This is a genomic window from Agrobacterium sp. rho-8.1 (assembly GCF_033957725.1).
Lineage (GTDB): Bacteria > Pseudomonadota > Alphaproteobacteria > Rhizobiales > Rhizobiaceae > Agrobacterium.
Map to the genome: position 1 here is coordinate 426,737 of NZ_CP192788.1, position 15,715 is coordinate 442,451.

The following is a 15,715-nucleotide window of genomic DNA, read 5'->3' on the forward strand; positions in this document are numbered from 1 at the left end:
TACCCTACCTTCGGTTACTTCAGGTTTTGACTGACGATCGTCGCCATCTCGTCTGCGGTTGTGATGACCTTGGAGTTCATTTCATACGCACGCTGCGCTGAAATCAGGTCGGTGATTTCCTTGACGGAATCGACGTTCGAGCTTTCCAGGTAATGCTGCTTGATATAGCCGAAGCCGATCGATTGCGGCGTCGCATCGACCGCATTGCCGGACGCTTCCGTCTGCTGGAACAGATTGTCGCCCAAAGGCTTCAGGCCCGCTTCGTTGGCAAAGTTGCTCATGTTCAACTGGCCAAGCTGCGTCAGGTTCGTGGCTGTGCCGATGCGCGCCGAGACGTTGCCATCTGTGCTGATCGTGACTTCCGTCGCGTCGATGGGAATGGTGATGGCTGGCAGGACAGGCAGACCGTCGACCGTCACCAGTCGGCCCGTGGAATCGCGGTTGAGCGCGCCTGCACGGGTATAAAGTGTGTTGTTGTCGGGACCTTCGACCTGCAGCCAGCCCTTGCCGACGATGGCGACGTCAAGGTCGTTACCGGTCTGGCTGATTTCACCCTGAACGTGCAGCTTGCGCACGGCAGACGTCTGCACGCCGAGACCGATGTTGGCGCCTTCCGGGACCATGGTCTGGTTGGCGCGGTTCATCACGCCCTGAGCGCGTTCTGTCTGATAGAGAAGGTCTGTAAACTCGGCGCGGCCGCGCTTGAACGCGGTCGTGTTGATGTTCGCGATGTTGTTCGCGATGACCTCAAGGTTTGTCTGCTGGGCATCCATGCCCGTCGCTGCAATGGCTAGTGCTCTCATCTTTTTGTCCTTAAGCGTCAGATCTGCATTTTCACGATGTCGAGATAGGCCGAGACGATCTTGTCGCGCAGAGCCACGGCGGTCTTGAGTGTCTGGTCGGCCTGCATGACGGCATCCACAACCTCACGCGTGTTGGCCTTGCCCTGAATGCCGGCAAAGGACATGGCTTCACCCTTCTTCAGGGATTCAACCGCGTCCGAAGCGACGCTACCCAGCACGCTGCCGAAGGTTGGGCCACCGGCGGCGGTTGCAGCCGTTGAAACGGCGCTTCCGGCAAGCGATGTCAGGCTGGAGGTGACGTCCTTGACGCTGTCGAGTGCAGACGAGTTGGTCAATGATTTCAGGCTGCTAATGGCGTCGATCATCACTGACCTTTCAATAAGTCTATGGTTGAGGCAACCATGTCGCGTGTCTGTTTGATAACTTGAAGGTTGGCGTCATATCCGCGGTTTGCTTCGCGAAGGTCGGCCATCTCGATAAGCATGTTGACGTTCGGAAGCTTGACCATCCCCTTTGCGTCGGCGGCGGGGCTGTCGGGATCATATTCCTGCGTGAAGTCGGAGCGATCGACACCCAGTTTCTTGACTTCGACCAGATTTGTCTGGGATGCGCGGTCCATCTCGTTAGCAAAGGTGATGGTCTTGCGGCGATAAGGGTCGGCGCCCGGGGTATCGCCCGTCGTGCGAGAGTTCGCGATATTTTCCGAAACGATACGCAGACGGGTGGCCTGCGCCTCCATCCCATTTCCCGCAATTTTCATCGAGGACTTTAAAGGGTCCATATTACTTGCCCACCGCTGTCAACATCATGCTGTGAAAAGAGCGAACGAGTTGCGCGTTCAGTTCGAACTGCCCCTTGATCTCGCCTGTCTTGGCCATTTCCTTGGAGAGCGACACTGTGTTGCCGGATTCCTGAATGCCGATTTCATTGGCCAGTTCTGCATTCTGCATGCCGATCTTGCCGCCGCCTGCCATTGCCAGCTCCATGTGAGCCGGGTTCGTGCGGGCCATCTGCATGCCAGCCGACTGCAGTTCGGAATCGAAGGACACGACGTCCTTCGCCTGGAACTTAGGCGTATTGGCATTGGCAATGTTGGTGGCGACGACTTCTTGACGGACAGAAAGCCATTCGGCCTGCCGGGATGCCAACGCAAACAGCTGAATCGGCTGCATGACAATTCTCCGTGTTTAACTTGACTTTGTTCTAGGTCGACAATCTTGCGCGGGACTTGCGGTCGATGGCTTTCTGCGGAAACGCGCAAGAGTCTCGCAGACAGGTGATCATAGGCTGTTATTAACCATTTGTTTGCCTTATCGGTTTAGGCTTCGTTCATATTTCCAAACGTGGAATTCGATCTAACCCTATGGGTTTGCGATGGTTTTAGAGAACGATGATCAAGTGTTGCCAGATGACGGCGTGTTACCCGTGGGTAGTCGTATTCTCTTGTGGAAGCGCCACATGGTGTCCGCTGGCGTTATCCTGTCTCTGACCACCTGTGGGTATTTTTTGCCCGGGTTGCTTCTCGAACCCGGCTTGAAGGGATACGTCTCACAAGCAAGCGTGAAGGTTTCCGATCCACGCACCAACGCTGCCAGCGTCCAGCGCATCGCTTCGCAGGTTCGCGACAACCTCATGTCGCCGGTGTTGCTTGGGTTGACCGTCTCGGAACTGAAGCTTCGGCCTGAAGATCTGACCGGCGTTGAAACACAAAGCCATTTCTCCGTGCTGATGGATTTGCTCGGCGGCGGCAAGAGTGGCGAGGCGCTGGTTGGGGCAACCGAGACAGCCTTGAAGAATGCGGTTTCCATCAGCTCTGCACCATCGGACGCTGAGATCGACGTGACGGTCACCGCAGCCACGCCGCAGGCTGCCCGGAAAATCACCGACCATATTGCGACCCTCGTCATCAAGCAGATCGGGGTGGAAGAGCAGGCACCCGAACTTCAGGCAGTCGAAAGGGCACGGGTTGCGCTCGACAGTGCCGAGGCGGCCTTGACCGGCTTTCAGATGCGCCATGGCAATGACGCGGTCTCGCGCATACAGAGCCTGCAGCAGAAAATACGTGAAGACGATGCTCTGGCTACCGATCTTCAAAGCAAGAGCACAGAACTGGCAGACGCCATTTCGACCGCCTCCGCCATGAAGGGAGACGATGTGTTGAATACAACGCTGCCTGCAATGAGCATGTTTTCACCGTTGGAGCCCATCCGCGACAGCTATGCTGCGGCAAAGCTTGCAATGGCAGAAATCAGCGTCGATTACGGCCCCAAGCATCCGAAAGCCATTGCGGCACAGGCAACGCTGGACGCAGCACGCGCCACTGCCATGCCGACCATGCGCCGGATTTTGGAAACCTTGAAGCGCGAGCAGGCAACGGTTACCGCCGCACTCGAGACCCAGACAAGCGGGCGTGCCGACCTCGACAGTCAGTTACAGGCCATGGGTCAGGCACCTGCAGATCTCGCGCGTCTGGAAACTGCACTTGAGAAGGCGCGCACGGATTATATCCTCTCCAGCGAAGCCGCAGGAACGTTCTCGTCCACGCCACGTGTCAGCGCAAAGCTCGTTAAGCAAGCGGAGGAAGGGGTCGCCAACTATGATGCCTTTACGGCCATGGCCATGGCACTCGCAGGTGCTGCTGCCGGGTTGTTGCTGTCTCTCTTCGCGCTGAGCTTCAAGCGGTCGGAAATCGAAGAGGAACAGGCCGTTCTTCCCGACGCGCACTCGGCCGAGCCCGAGGAACCAGCAGTCGGCATAGCCCCGGAGCAAACGCCAGCGGCAGAGATCGTAGAGATAGAGCCCGGCATTTTCGAAGATCTGGAGCCCACACAATATTCCACTGAAATCGCCGAGACCGACGAGACCGGCGAGGCAGAGCCTGTAGAGGCAGCCAAGCCGATTGAAACACTGCTGGAGGATAGTCCAGAAGCAGAAGGCGCAGAGGAAGCCGCGCTTGAACCTCTGCATGATGAGCCTGCCAACGATATTCCGCTCGATGAGCGCGTGCGCCAGGTTTTGGTCAGCAATGCCGTCCAAGATACCCAAACTGAGCGTGAAATCCCGACATTCAAGCTCCCGCCATTGCTGGCCGCAGCCCTTGCCGGAAAAGCCGACCACGCGCAGGCGGAAACGGAAGAGCTGCGCGCTCTGCGGCAGGAATTGGTGATGCTGCGCGAGCGTTTGTCCGAACACGCTGCCCGTCAGGACGATAAGAGCAATAAGGCCTGAAGCGCCGATTTTCCATCAAAATGCACTATGCCACGCAGCATTCCGGCGCTAGATAGCTATCTGGATTTCAGGAGGCAGGCAGATGGCAGTGGTAATCGACGGCAAGGCAAAGGCAGCATTCGTAACAGACGCTGTGCGTGAAGCGGCAGAACTGCTGGAGCAGCAGACCGGCGTCAAGCCTGGGCTCGCAGTCGTGATCATCGGCAACGATCCCGCCAGCCATGCCTATGTCAATTCCAAGAGCAAGACGGCCAAGCACTGCGGCTTCAACTCCGTTCAGCACACATTGCCCGAAGAGACGACGCAGGCGGAGCTGGAAGCTTTGGTCGCAACCTTGAACGCAGACGTCTCCATCCATGGTATTTTGGTGCAACTGCCGCTGCCGAAGCACCTGAACGCCGATCCCGTCATCCAGTCGATTTTACCGGAAAAGGATGTGGATGGCCTGAGCGTTCTCAATGCTGGCAAGCTTGCCACGGGTGATCTGGAGACAGGTCTGATCTCGTGCACACCCGCAGGCTCCATGTTGCTGGTCCGCAGCATTCATGGCGATGACCTTTCCGGCCTCAGCGCGGTCGTCATCGGTCGCTCCAACCTGTTCGGTAAGCCGATGGGGCAATTGTTGCTCAATGCGAATGCCACCGTAACCATGGCGCATTCACGCACGAAGGACTTGGCCGCGGTCTGCAGGACTGCCGATATTCTGGTGGCTGCAGTCGGTCGCGCGCAGATGGTCAAGGCGGATTGGATCAAGCCCGGTGCGACTGTCATCGATGTCGGCATCAATCGCATTCCGGCGCCGGAAAAGGGCGAGGGTAAGTCCAGACTGGTAGGCGATGTGGCCTATGATGAGGCAAGCGCCGTTGCCAGCGCCATTACGCCGGTTCCAGGTGGGGTCGGCCCGATGACCATTGCCATGTTGATGGCCAACACCGTGATTGCCGCGCATCGTGCTCTTGGAAAAACCGCGCCAAAATTCTGACCGGCGTCATCCCTGGGCTGGACCGGTCGATCCGCGCACCACAAGCTCGGCCTTCCACAGTTCCTGAAGACTGTCGGTTTCCCCTGTCTTGATGTGGTTGATTAAACGCTCGGCAATCCGCAAGCCCGCTGCCCGTAGCGAAGATCGTGTCGTGGTCAGCGGCACGGAAAAATTGACGGGTTTGAGCAAAGGTAAAACGTCGTCATGGGCAATGAGCGATATGTCTTTTCCCGGCTTTAGCCCTCGTTGATTGAGGGCCCGCACTGCGCCCAATGCCAGCGCGGTGGAGGCACAGATGACCGCTGTCGGTATATCGGGGCGAGACAGAAGCTCTTCCATCTTCAGGTAACCGGCCTCGTCGTTCATGATGCTGTGGCTGACATTGTCCTGTGCCAGCTCATGACCATGCTCGGCAAGAGCCGCCTTCACGCCCCGATGACGGCGGAAGGTGAAGTCGTAGCCCTCAGGCCCGTTCAACAGCGCGATATTGCGATGACCGAGTTGCAACAGAAGCGATGTCGCATCGCGAAAGGCCATCTCATTGTCGACGTCGAGATAGGGGTAGTCGGTATCGACGCCCCAGGATCGGCCATGGACCATGAAGGGGATCGACAGGCTTTTTACCATCTCGATCCGGCTGTCATTCTTTTTCATATAGGCGAGGTAGATGCCGTCCACGCCGCCACTCGCTGCCAGTTCCCGCAAGGCGTTTTCTTCATTGGAAGGGTCGGTCGGCATGATGACGAGATGGAAGCCGTTGCGAGCGGAAGCCTCGCCCAGCCCGCTTAAAAACTCGCCGAAATGCACATCGGATGCGTGGTCAGGCCCCGTTGGCATCACGAGGCCGATGGAACCCATCTTGCCGGTGGCCAAGCGCTGGGCGGCGGCATTCGGCCGATACCCGGTTTGTTGCGCCGCCTCGATGATTTTGCGCCGCGTCTCTGCGTTGACCTCGGGATATCCATTCAGGGCACGGCTGATCGTTGTTTGCGAAATGCCCAGCAACTTCGACAATTGTTTCAGGTTCATCGTGTGCAGAGCTCCTCCAACCAGTCGTGCTCGGATGTGGACGATGCTCCTCCATGCGTCCAAACCGCTTTGGATAATAGCAAGTGTTATCAGAGTGGACAATTGAAAAAGTCCAATGTTTCTCCCGCATAGTTTGCATGGTGCGCCGCAACATACTGACCAAAGCGCTAAAGTTTAATGCGGCCCTTGACTCGGCTTCCATCTCAATGAGATGAATAGGTAGCCAAAGCGCTTTGAGTATCTTTGTGGGCGGAACGCCTGCGAATGTGATGGGAGGTAGATCACATGAAAAAGACTTTCTGGACGACCGTGGCCATAGCCACGTTGTTTTCGGGTATGTCCCTTGCGGCAGATCTGAAGTTCAAGCCCGGTGAAGACACGAAATTCAACTGGAAGAGCTACGAAGACTTCAAAACCGCCAATGCCAGCCTCAAGGGCGAAACGTTGACGATCTTCGGCCCTTGGCGCGGTGAGGACGAGGCGCTGTTTCAGTCCGTGCTGTCATATTTCGCCGATGCGACGGGCGTGAATGTCCGTTATTCCTCATCGGAAAACTACGAGCAGCAGATCGTCATCGATACGCAGGCTGGTTCTCCTCCTAATGTCGCCATTCTGCCGCAGCCCGGCCTGCTTGCCGACCTTGCGGCCAAGGGTTTGCTGACGCCGCTGGGTGACGACACGGCAAAATGGGTCAAGGACAATTACGGCGCAGGCCAGTCCTGGGTGGATCTGGGCATGTATCCCGGCAAGGACGGCCAGAAGGCCTATTTCGCCTTTCCGTTCAAGGCCGACCTGAAGTCGCTGGTCTGGTACGTGCCTGAAAACTTCGAAGAAGCAGGCTACAAGGTTCCCGAAAGCGTGGAAGACCTTGTGAAGCTTTCCGATCAGATCGTCGCCGATGGCGGCACGCCGTGGTGCATCGGTCTTGGTTCCGGCGGCGCAACCGGCTGGCCGGGCACCGACTGGGTCGAAGACTTCATGCTGCGCACGCAGCCACTGGATGTCTACCTGAAGTGGACGACGAACGAGGTGAAGTTCAACGACCCACGCGTCGTTGCAGCCATCGAGGAATTCGGCAAGTTTGCCAAGAACGACAAATATGTTTCGGGTGGCGCAGCGGCCGTTGCCTCCACGGACTTCCGCGATAGTCCGAAGGGTCTCTTCGACATTCCGCCGAAGTGCTACCTGCACCGTCAGGCGTCCTTCATTCCATCCTTCTTCCCTGAAGGTACGAAGGTTGGAACGGATGTCGACTTCTTCTACATGCCGACATTTGCGTCCAAGCCTGAACTCGGCAAGCCGGTTCTCGGTGCCGGAACGCTGTTCACCATCACCAAGGATTCCAAGGCGGCCCGCGCGCTGGTCGAATTCCTCAAGACGCCGATTGCGCATGAGGTCTGGATGGCACAGTCAGGCTTCCTGACGCCTTACAAGGGCGTCAACCTCGACGCTTACGCCAGCGAGCAGACCAAACGTCAGGGGCAAATCCTCACCACTGCCACCAGCTTTGGTTTCGATGGCTCTGACCTGATGCCCGGCAAGATCGGCGCTGGCGCATTCTGGACCGGCATGGTCGATTTCGTCGGCGGCAAGTCTGCGCAGCAGGTTGGCGACGATATCCAGAAGGCTTGGGACGGCCTGAAATAATCAAAAACTCCGCCCGGCAGTGCCAGTCATTGCCGGGCCGTTTCTCTAAAAATCTCTGCCATCACAGAATGACACTGTCTGGCTGGGTATAAAACGGATAACGGGGAGGGAATGTGATGACCCAGATCGTTTCGGCGCTCGGCGTGATGATCGTCGGCGTCTTCGCCTGCGCCGCCTATTACTGGCTGTCTGACAAGGCGCTACAGCTCATTTTCCCGGTCAAAGACGGAGATGTGATCCACGCGTCGCGCAATTTGAACCGGCGCGCGGCGATCCGTCCGTGGCTCTTCGTCGGTCCGGCGCTGCTGCTTCTGGTCGTCTATCTCGTCTATCCGGTTGTTGCGACCTTCATCCTCTCCTTCTATGATCGCACCGGTGCCAACTTCGTCGGCCTCAACAATTACCGTTGGGCCTTTTTCGATGCCGGTTTCCGCCAATCCATTTTCAACAATATTCTTTGGCTTGCCGTCGTGCCTGCCGCCTGCACCTTCTTCGGTCTCGTCATCGCCGTCATGACCGACCGCATCTGGTGGGGCAATATCGCCAAGTCCATCGTCTTCATGCCCATGGCCATCTCCTTCGTCGGCGCATCGGTCATCTGGAAGTTTGTCTATGAATATCGCGGGGAGGGCCAGGTTCAGATTGGCCTGCTGAACGCCATCGTCGAATATTTCGGCGGCAGCCCGGAGGTCTGGATTTCCATGCCCTTCTGGAACAACTTCTTCCTGATGATCATTCTCATCTGGATCCAGACCGGTTTTGCCATGGTCATCCTGTCGGCTGCTCTTCGCGGTATTCCTGAAGAAACCGTGGAGGCTGCCGTCATCGATGGCGCCAATGGCTGGCAAATTTTCTGGAAAATCCTCGTGCCGCAAATATGGGGCACCATCGCTGTGGTCTGGACGACCATCACCATTCTCGTCCTCAAGGTTTTCGATATCGTTCTGACCATGACCAACGGCCAGTGGAACACCATGGTTCTTGCCAACCTCATGTTCGACTGGATGTTCCGCGGCGGCGGGGATAGCGGACGAAGTGCCGTCATCGCGCTCGTCATCATGGCGGCTGTGACGCCCATCATGATCTGGAACATACGTCAGGCAAACCGCGAGATGGAGGGCCGTTGATATGAGCATCGCAACGCGTATTCGCCGCATCGGCCTGCCTCGCCTGATCGTTCACATCAGCGTCCTGTTCGTAGTCCTGCTGTGGCTCCTGCCGACGCTTGGCATTCTCGTCTCCTCGCTGCGAGACAAGGACCAGCTCGTCGTGTCCGGCTGGTGGACAGCCTTTTCAAGCTCCAGCCAGACGCAGGCGGTTCGTCTTGCCGATCTCGCTACGCAAAAACAGGAAGGTGATCGCTTCGTCATCGCCGGTAACGTCTTTGAAAACGGTGCCGGGGGCAAAGTGTCCGCTTTCGGCGTGAAGGTGCAGGAACCCTCGGCGTTCGAAGCTGGCAAGGTCGCCGATCTGGGCGATGGCGAAACGCTGCTCGTCAATGAGGATGGCACTTACCAGTACAGCAAGAATGCCAGCTTCGAAGGCTCGCGCGCCAAGCGCGTCTATCTCGCCGTTGGCACACCGCCGATCTTTACACTCGACAATTACCGCACCGTCCTTAAGTCGGAAGGCATCGGCCAATCCTTCGTCAACTCGCTGACGGTCGCCATTCCTGCCACGGTCATTCCGATCCTCATCGCAGCCTTTGCGGCCTACGCGCTGTCATGGATGAAGTTTACCGGGCGGTCCCTCATCATCGCCATGGTCGTCGGCCTCATCGTCGTACCCTTGCAGATGTCGCTCATTCCGCTGTTGCAGCTCTATAACTGGATCGGCAATGTCTTCGGGGTGCCGTCCAAGACCTATGCGGGCATTTGGTTGGCGCATACGGCGTTCGGTCTGCCGCTCGCCATCTATCTGCTGCGCAACTACATTGCCGGGCTGCCAAAAGAGATCATCGAAAGCGCCCGTGTCGATGGCGCCAGCGATTTCGAAATCTTCGTCAAGATCGTCCTGCCGCTATCCTTCCCGGCGCTGGCGTCCTTCTCGATCTTTCAGTTCCTGTGGACATGGAACGACCTGCTGGTCGCGATGGTCTTCCTCGGCACGCAGAAGGATGAACTGGTGCTGACGGGGGCGCTGAATGCGCTGCTCGGTTCGCGCGGCGGCAACTGGGAAATCCTCACCGCGTCGGCCTTCGTCACCATCGTCGTGCCGCTCTGCGTTTTCTTCGCTCTCCAACGTTACCTTGTGCGTGGCCTGTTGACCGGCTCCGTCAAGGGAGGCTGATATTCCATGAATGCCCATACCACACAGGATACTGCAATGACGTCTTCTGCTCTCGTGCGCGACAAGGATTGGTGGCGCGGTGCCGTGATCTACCAGATTTACCCACGCTCCTATCAGGATTCAAACGGTGATGGCATTGGCGACTTGAAGGGCATCACCTCGCGTCTGGAGCATATTTCCAAGCTCGGCGCAGACGCGATCTGGATTTCACCCTTCTTCACCTCACCGATGAAGGATTTCGGCTACGACGTGTCCAACTATGTCGATGTCGATCCGATGTTCGGCACGCTGGCGGATTTCGATGGGCTGATTGCCGAGGCCCACCGCCTCGGCGTCCGCGTCATGATCGATCTCGTGCTGTCGCACACATCCGATCAACATCCGTGGTTCGTGCAAAGCCGTTCAAGCCGCCAGAACCCCAAGGCGGACTGGTATGTATGGAGCGATGGCAAGCCGGATGGCACACCGCCCAACAACTGGCTGTCCATCTTCGGCGGTTCCGGCTGGCAGTGGGACCCGACCCGCATGCAATATTTCATGCACAACTTCCTCACCTCGCAGCCGGACCTGAACCTGCACAATGAAGAGGTGCAGCAGGAGCTGTTGAACATCACCCGCTTCTGGCTCGAACGCGGCGTCGATGGCTTCCGTCTGGATACCATCAATTTCTATTTCCACGACAAGGAACTGCGCGATAACCCGGCCTTGGCACCGGAGCGCCGCAACGCCTCCACCGCGCCTGCCGTGAACCCCTATAATTTCCAGGAACACATCTACGACAAGAACCGCCCTGAGAATATCGCCTTCCTGAAGCGTTTCCGCGCGGTGCTGGATGAGTTCCCGGATATTGCAGCCGTGGGTGAGGTGGGCGACAGCCAGCGCGGCCTTGAAATTGTTGGCGAATATACCTCTGGCGATGACAAGATGCAGATGTGCTACGCCTTCGAGTTTCTGGCACCGGATGCCCTGACACCGCAGCGCGTGGCCGATGTGCAGGCGGATTTTGCGCGCGCGGCACCCGAAGGATGGGCCTGCTGGGCTTTTTCCAACCACGATGTTGTCAGGCATGTCAGCCGCTGGGGTGATGTGGTCGAAGACAAGGACGCCTTTGCGAAGGTCCTCTCGGCGCTTTTGATGACGCAGCGCGGTTCGGTCTGCATCTATGAGGGCGAAGAGCTTGGCCTGACCGAAGCCGATATCGCGTTCGACGATTTGCAGGACCCTTACGGCATTCAGTTCTGGCCGGAATTCAAGGGCCGTGACGGTTGCCGCACGCCGATGGTCTGGGACGCAGGCCATGCGCTGGCAGGCTTCTCGACAGCCGAGAAGGGCTGGCTTCCCATTCCGCCCGAGCACAAGCAGCGCGCCGTCAGCGCCCAGCAGGGCGATGAAGCATCGGTTCTGGAGCATTACCGCCGCTTCCTCGCATTCCGCAAGCTGCATCCGGCCTTTGCCAAGGGCAAGATCGAGTTTCAGCCGGTGGTCGGCACGGTGTCGAGCTACACCCGCACTTTGGGGAACGAAACAGTGCTGTGCCTCTTCAACCTCTCCGCTGAGCCTTCAATGGTGACCTTGCCGGACGGCAATTGGGAGGTTCTGGACGGCCACGGCTTTTCCGCAGAGCAAAGCGGCAACGAGGTTACATTACCGGCATGGGGCGCATTCTTCGCCCGTCACGCCTGAAGATTTGAGGGAGGAACACCACATGACGGGCGTTATTCTGAAGGACATCCGCAAATCCTACGGGCAGGTGAAAGTCCTGCACGGTATCGACCTGGACATCAAGCAAGGCGAGTTCATCGTCTTCGTCGGTCCCTCTGGCTGCGGTAAATCCACGCTTTTGCGCATGATTGCCGGTCTTGAGGAGATCACTGGCGGGGAGATGTATATCGATGGCCAACTGGTCAACGAAATCCCGCCCTCGCGGCGTGGCATCGCCATGGTGTTCCAGTCCTACGCGCTCTACCCGCATATGACGGTTTATGACAACATGGCTTTCGGCATGAAGATCGCCAAGGAAAACAAACAGGAAATCGACCGTCGCGTGCGCGCCGCTGCCGATATTCTGCAATTGACGCAATATCTGGAGCGGTTGCCGAAGGCGCTCTCCGGCGGTCAGCGCCAGCGTGTTGCCATTGGTCGCGCCATCTGCCGCAACCCGAAGGTCTTCCTGTTCGATGAGCCATTATCGAACCTCGATGCAGCCCTTCGCGTCGCCACCCGCATCGAGATCGCCAAGCTCGGTGAACAGATGGCGGATACGACGATGATCTATGTCACGCACGACCAGGTCGAGGCGATGACGCTGGCTGACCGGATCGTCGTGCTGAATGGCGGTCGTGTCGAACAGGTTGGCGCGCCGCTGGAGCTTTACGAAAACCCCGGCAATCTCTTTGTTGCCAAGTTCATTGGCTCCCCCGCCATGAACATCATTGCCGCGACGATCAGGGAAACAGGCGCGAAGACTGCGATCGAACTGGTCGGTGGCAAGACGCTCTCCGTCGATATTGCGACCCTGTCTGGAGAAGAAGGCAAGGCTGCATCCTTCGGGGTACGCCCGGAAGATCTGTCCATCGTCACCGGTGACGACTATCTTTTCGAGGGCAAAGTTTCCATCGTCGAAGCGCTGGGAGAGGTCACCTTGCTCTACCTGGAAGCGCCGGCCGGACAGGAGCCGATCATCGTCAAAATCCCCGGCATTGCGGAAGCCAAAAAAGGTCAGGTTTTGCGCTTCTCCGCACCGTCTCAAAAGCTGCATCTGTTTGATGCGGAAGGCCAGACATATCGCCGGTAAAAGGGCGTTTGGAACGGCTTTTTAACCATGATATGAAGCCGTTCCGGTTTGGAATATATATTCCATAATCAATAAAACGCTGCGAGATCAGGTGGTTGGTTCGAACAGTGACTGCCCGCCGATATGGCTCCAAAGATATCCACAGTCCGTTCCAGCATGTGTTCCATATCGAAACGGCGACAGGAATTCTTAAGGAGTTCTGGCTAGTCTTTTCCTTGGAACGTAACAAAAGGAATTCGGCAGTGAACGCCCGGGCAGATATCGGCAAACCCACCTATCTCAGCAAGGAAGAATCTTTCATGTACGACCGCGAAGGTCGTTTCAAAATGGAAGATACGATGAATGCCGCGCGTATCGAATACACCGAGAAAGCCGTTATGAATATGGCGTCGCGCCGGTGTGACGTCATCAAGATTTCGAAGTCCGAGGCCGTTCTCGCGCTAATGACGCAGTATAATCTACCCCGGCAGTTTTACCTCGACATTCCCGATGCCCGTATTACGAAGATTGGTTGCGTGCTGTTGAAGGTCAATCCCAACAACACGATCCACGTTCGCTTCCTGCACCTTCTAAGCAAGAAGGATATGGACCGGATTTTCGTCTTCAGCACGCACCCGGCGCACCGCGACCGCAAGCTCGATATTCGCGCCTGGTAGTGCCCCCCGGGTTTGTGATCGGCTAGGCGTAAACTCTTTTGTCGCCGATCTTGAACCAGGCCTTTGCGATCTTGCCGCCGATGATTTCATAGATGCAGATGACATCCAGCTCTCCGGGACCTTCTGGAAAGGTCCGGATCACCGTTTCATGGTCGATGACGGTGTTGCCCATTACAAGACGATGCAACAACGTGCCGTGGAGGTTCGGCTCCTTGAATCGTTCGACATGCCTCTCGCGAATTTCCTTGGCAGTCCCGGCGACGAGCTGATCCGGGAAGACGTAATATTGGCAGTCATCCGCCCACCACGGCATGAACGTGTCGATGTCGCGCGCATTATAGGCCTCCAGCTGCATCTGCACGGGGTAGGCCGGGTCTGTCGGGTTCATATCTAATCTCAATTCGAGAAAACGCTGGCACCATGATCGGCAGCCCCGACATTGCGACGGAAGGGTGCGAACAGCTCGCGGCCCATACCCCATTCGTTGGCCGACAGGTCGGCTGTTGCCGGTTCGCGGGCTGAAAGTTCGGCAGATGAAACCAGAACTTCGATGGTGCCGGTAACGGCATCAAGCCGGATCATGTCGCCATCGCGAATAAGAGAAATCGGGCCGCAATCGACCGCTTCCGGCGTCATGTGGATGGCGGCGGGCACCTTGCCGGATGCGCCGGACATGCGCCCATCGGTCACCAGCGCCACCTTGAAGCCGCGGTCCTGCAACACGCCGAGCGGCGGCGTCAACTGGTGCAGTTCCGGCATGCCGTTGGCCTTCGGTCCCTGGAAACGAACGACCGCCACGAAATCGCGGTTCAGCTTGCCTTCCTTGAAGGCGGTCTGAAGGCTCTGCTGATCGTGGAAGATCATGGCCGGTGCCTCGATGACATGACGCTCCGGCTTGACCGCAGAAATCTTGATGACGGCCTTGCCGAGGTTGCCGGTCAGCATCTTCAGCCCACCGGTCGGCTGGAATGGCGTTTCGGCGCTGGCCAGAACCTTTGGATCGTGGCTGACCTCTGGCGAGGATGTGCGGGCTACTGCACCGTTTTCATCCAGTGTCGGCTCGATGGTATAGGCCTCGAGCCCATGACCAAACACGGTGCGCACGTCATCATGCACGAAGCCCTGTTTCAGAAGCTGCTTGATGAGGAAGCCCATGCCACCGGCGGCATGGAAATGGTTCACATCCGCCAAGCCGTTCGGATAAACGCGCGCCAGCAGGGGCACTACGTCCGACAGATCGGAAATATCCTGCCATGTCAGCACGATACCAGCCGCGCGCGCCATGGCGATGAGGTGAAGCGTGTGGTTGGTGGAGCCACCTGTGGCGTGCAGGCCGACGACGCCGTTGACAACGGAACGCTCATCGATCATCTCGCCCGCAGGCGTAAACTCGTTGCCCTGCGCCGTGATCGCCAAGGCCCGCTTGGTCGCTTCACGCGTCATTGCATCGCGAAGCGGCGTGTTGGGGTTGATGAACGACGATCCGGGCATGTGGAAGCCCATGATTTCCATCAGCATCTGGTTGGAATTGGCGGTGCCGTAGAAGGTGCAGGTGCCGGGACCGTGATAGGATTTGGATTCGGCTTCCAGCAGTTCGGCGCGGCCCACCTTGCCCTCGGCATAAAGCTGGCGAATGCGCGACTTCTCGTCATTCGGCAGACCCGATGTCATCGGCCCTGCCGGAATGAAGATTGATGGCAGGTGGCCGAAGGACAGAGCGGCAATCACCAGACCCGGCACGATCTTGTCGCAGACGCCGAGGAATACGGCCGCATCGAACATGTTATGGGAAAGGCCGATGCCTGCTGCCATGGCAATCGCATCGCGCGAAAACAGCGACAGCTCCATGCCCGGCTGTCCCTGCGTCACGCCATCGCACATGGCTGGAACCGCACCTGCCACCTGCGCGATGCCGCCCGCTTCCTTGGCTGCTTCGCGGATCAGGTTTGGGTAGGTCTCGAAGGGCTGGTGTGCCGAGAGCATGTCGTTGTAAGCGGTGATGATGCCGAGATTGCCAACCCGGTCGCCGGCAAGGATGTCCTTGTCGGCGGGGGAACAGACCGCAAACCCGTGCGCGAGATTGGCGCAAGACAGAACGGACCGATGTACGCCCTTGGTGACCTGAAGCCGAAGCCTTTCGAGATAGATCTCGCGGTAAGGTTTCGAGCGCTCGACGATACGGGCCGTGATAGCCTGAATACGAGGGTCGGCAGCCATGGGCGTTCATCCTGTCCTTCTGTTGATCATCGGCCAGACGCTTGGGCATCTCGGCCGGTCATCATGTTGC

15 protein-coding genes are annotated in these 15,715 nt (G+C 57.8%); 8 read left to right on the forward strand and 7 right to left on the reverse strand.

Going from position 1 to position 15,715, the window contains the following annotated elements:
• Nucleotides 1–14: 14 nt before the first annotated feature.
• Genes flgG through flgB form a run of 4 tightly spaced genes read right to left on the reverse strand, consistent with a single transcriptional unit; the run spans nucleotide 15 to nucleotide 1,975 of the window.
• Nucleotides 15–803: a flagellar basal-body rod protein FlgG gene (gene flgG / locus RMR21_RS02130; protein WP_498669077.1), complete on the reverse strand. Its 789-nt coding sequence runs from the start codon at nucleotides 801–803 to the stop codon at nucleotides 15–17.
• Nucleotides 804–820: 17 nt separating this feature from the next.
• The gene (gene fliE, locus RMR21_RS02135) at nucleotides 821–1,168 is read right to left on the reverse strand and encodes a flagellar hook-basal body complex protein FliE (protein ID WP_498669078.1); all 348 of its coding nucleotides are present in this window, start codon (nucleotides 1,166–1,168) and stop codon (nucleotides 821–823) included.
• Complete coding sequence (gene flgC, locus RMR21_RS02140) at nucleotides 1,168–1,584, reverse strand: flagellar basal body rod protein FlgC (protein ID WP_498669079.1); 417 nt, start codon at nucleotides 1,582–1,584, stop codon at nucleotides 1,168–1,170. The genes fliE and flgC overlap by 1 nt, the downstream gene beginning before the upstream one ends.
• A 1-nt stretch (nucleotide 1,585) precedes the next feature.
• Nucleotides 1,586–1,975 carry a flagellar basal body rod protein FlgB gene (gene flgB, locus RMR21_RS02145; RefSeq protein ID WP_498669080.1) on the reverse strand — a complete coding sequence of 130 codons (390 nt, stop codon included), beginning with the start codon at nucleotides 1,973–1,975 and terminating at the stop codon, nucleotides 1,586–1,588.
• Nucleotides 1,976–2,228: 253 nt separating this feature from the next.
• On the opposite strand from flgB, the gene RMR21_RS02150 reads away from it, so the two are divergent.
• Both RMR21_RS02150 and folD read left to right on the forward strand, forming a co-directional pair.
• Nucleotides 2,229–4,031 (forward strand): GumC domain-containing protein, encoded by a 1,803-nt coding sequence (locus RMR21_RS02150; RefSeq protein ID WP_498669081.1) that lies wholly within the window; start codon nucleotides 2,229–2,231, stop codon nucleotides 4,029–4,031.
• An 82-nt stretch (nucleotides 4,032–4,113) separates the two neighbouring features.
• Nucleotides 4,114–5,013 (forward strand): bifunctional methylenetetrahydrofolate dehydrogenase/methenyltetrahydrofolate cyclohydrolase FolD, encoded by a 900-nt coding sequence (folD, locus tag RMR21_RS02155; RefSeq protein WP_498669082.1) that lies wholly within the window; start codon nucleotides 4,114–4,116, stop codon nucleotides 5,011–5,013.
• A 6-nt stretch (nucleotides 5,014–5,019) separates the two neighbouring features.
• On the opposite strand, the gene RMR21_RS02160 is transcribed toward folD, so the two are convergent.
• Nucleotides 5,020–6,042, reverse strand: a complete 1,023-nt coding sequence (locus tag RMR21_RS02160; RefSeq protein WP_498669083.1) for a substrate-binding domain-containing protein — start codon at nucleotides 6,040–6,042, stop codon at nucleotides 5,020–5,022.
• A gap of 285 nt (nucleotides 6,043–6,327) precedes the next feature.
• On the opposite strand from RMR21_RS02160, the gene RMR21_RS02165 reads away from it, so the two are divergent.
• The 6 genes from RMR21_RS02165 (at nucleotide 6,328) to RMR21_RS02190 (ending at nucleotide 13,428) form a co-directional block, all read left to right on the forward strand.
• Nucleotides 6,328–7,689, forward strand: a complete 1,362-nt coding sequence (locus RMR21_RS02165) for an ABC transporter substrate-binding protein (protein ID WP_498669084.1) — start codon at nucleotides 6,328–6,330, stop codon at nucleotides 7,687–7,689.
• A gap of 113 nt (nucleotides 7,690–7,802) precedes the next feature.
• Nucleotides 7,803–8,816 (forward strand): carbohydrate ABC transporter permease, encoded by a 1,014-nt coding sequence (locus RMR21_RS02170; RefSeq protein ID WP_498669085.1) that lies wholly within the window; start codon nucleotides 7,803–7,805, stop codon nucleotides 8,814–8,816.
• Nucleotide 8,817: 1 nt separating this feature from the next.
• Nucleotides 8,818–9,978, forward strand: a complete 1,161-nt coding sequence (locus tag RMR21_RS02175) for a carbohydrate ABC transporter permease (protein ID WP_498669086.1) — start codon at nucleotides 8,818–8,820, stop codon at nucleotides 9,976–9,978.
• Between the two features lie 6 nt (nucleotides 9,979–9,984).
• Nucleotides 9,985–11,661, forward strand: coding sequence for a beta-galactosidase BglA (gene bglA, locus RMR21_RS02180; RefSeq protein WP_498669087.1), 1,677 nt, complete (start codon nucleotides 9,985–9,987; stop codon nucleotides 11,659–11,661).
• Between the two features lie 22 nt (nucleotides 11,662–11,683).
• On the forward strand, nucleotides 11,684–12,772 hold the full coding sequence (locus tag RMR21_RS02185) for an ABC transporter ATP-binding protein (RefSeq protein WP_498669088.1): 1,089 nt from the start codon (nucleotides 11,684–11,686) through the stop codon (nucleotides 12,770–12,772).
• Nucleotides 12,773–13,071: 299 nt separating this feature from the next.
• A complete protein-coding gene (locus RMR21_RS02190; RefSeq protein ID WP_498670213.1) occupies nucleotides 13,072–13,428 on the forward strand; it encodes a hypothetical protein in 357 nt (118 codons plus the stop codon).
• Nucleotides 13,429–13,450: 22 nt separating this feature from the next.
• Here the strand turns inward: RMR21_RS02190 and RMR21_RS02195 are convergent, their stop codons facing one another.
• On the reverse strand, nucleotides 13,451–13,816 hold the full coding sequence (locus RMR21_RS02195; protein WP_498669089.1) for a nuclear transport factor 2 family protein: 366 nt from the start codon (nucleotides 13,814–13,816) through the stop codon (nucleotides 13,451–13,453).
• A gap of 8 nt (nucleotides 13,817–13,824) precedes the next feature.
• Complete coding sequence (gene edd, locus RMR21_RS02200) at nucleotides 13,825–15,645, reverse strand: phosphogluconate dehydratase (protein WP_498669090.1); 1,821 nt, start codon at nucleotides 15,643–15,645, stop codon at nucleotides 13,825–13,827.
• Nucleotides 15,646–15,715 lie beyond the last annotated feature (70 nt).

Excerpts from the sequence above, each read along its gene's own strand:
- flgG (WP_498669077.1), bottom strand. The coding sequence starts at position 803 with ATGAGAGCACTAGCCATTGCAGCGACGGGCATGGATGCCCAGCAGACA.
- fliE (WP_498669078.1), bottom strand. The coding sequence starts at position 1,168 with ATGATCGACGCCATTAGCAGCCTGAAATCATTGACCAACTCGTCTGCA.
- flgC (WP_498669079.1), bottom strand. The coding sequence starts at position 1,584 with ATGGACCCTTTAAAGTCCTCGATGAAAATTGCGGGAAATGGGATGGAG.
- flgB (WP_498669080.1), bottom strand. The coding sequence starts at position 1,975 with ATGCAGCCGATTCAGCTGTTTGCGTTGGCATCCCGGCAGGCCGAATGG.
- folD (WP_498669082.1), top strand. The coding sequence starts at position 4,114 with ATGGCAGTGGTAATCGACGGCAAGGCAAAGGCAGCATTCGTAACAGAC.
- RMR21_RS02160 (WP_498669083.1), bottom strand. The coding sequence starts at position 6,042 with ATGAACCTGAAACAATTGTCGAAGTTGCTGGGCATTTCGCAAACAACG.
- RMR21_RS02165 (WP_498669084.1), top strand. The coding sequence starts at position 6,328 with ATGAAAAAGACTTTCTGGACGACCGTGGCCATAGCCACGTTGTTTTCG.
- RMR21_RS02175 (WP_498669086.1), top strand. The coding sequence starts at position 8,818 with ATGAGCATCGCAACGCGTATTCGCCGCATCGGCCTGCCTCGCCTGATC.
- bglA (WP_498669087.1), top strand. The coding sequence starts at position 9,985 with ATGAATGCCCATACCACACAGGATACTGCAATGACGTCTTCTGCTCTC.
- RMR21_RS02185 (WP_498669088.1), top strand. The coding sequence starts at position 11,684 with ATGACGGGCGTTATTCTGAAGGACATCCGCAAATCCTACGGGCAGGTG.
- RMR21_RS02190 (WP_498670213.1), top strand. The coding sequence starts at position 13,072 with ATGTACGACCGCGAAGGTCGTTTCAAAATGGAAGATACGATGAATGCC.
- RMR21_RS02195 (WP_498669089.1), bottom strand. The coding sequence starts at position 13,816 with ATGAACCCGACAGACCCGGCCTACCCCGTGCAGATGCAGCTGGAGGCC.
- edd (WP_498669090.1), bottom strand. The coding sequence starts at position 15,645 with ATGGCTGCCGACCCTCGTATTCAGGCTATCACGGCCCGTATCGTCGAG.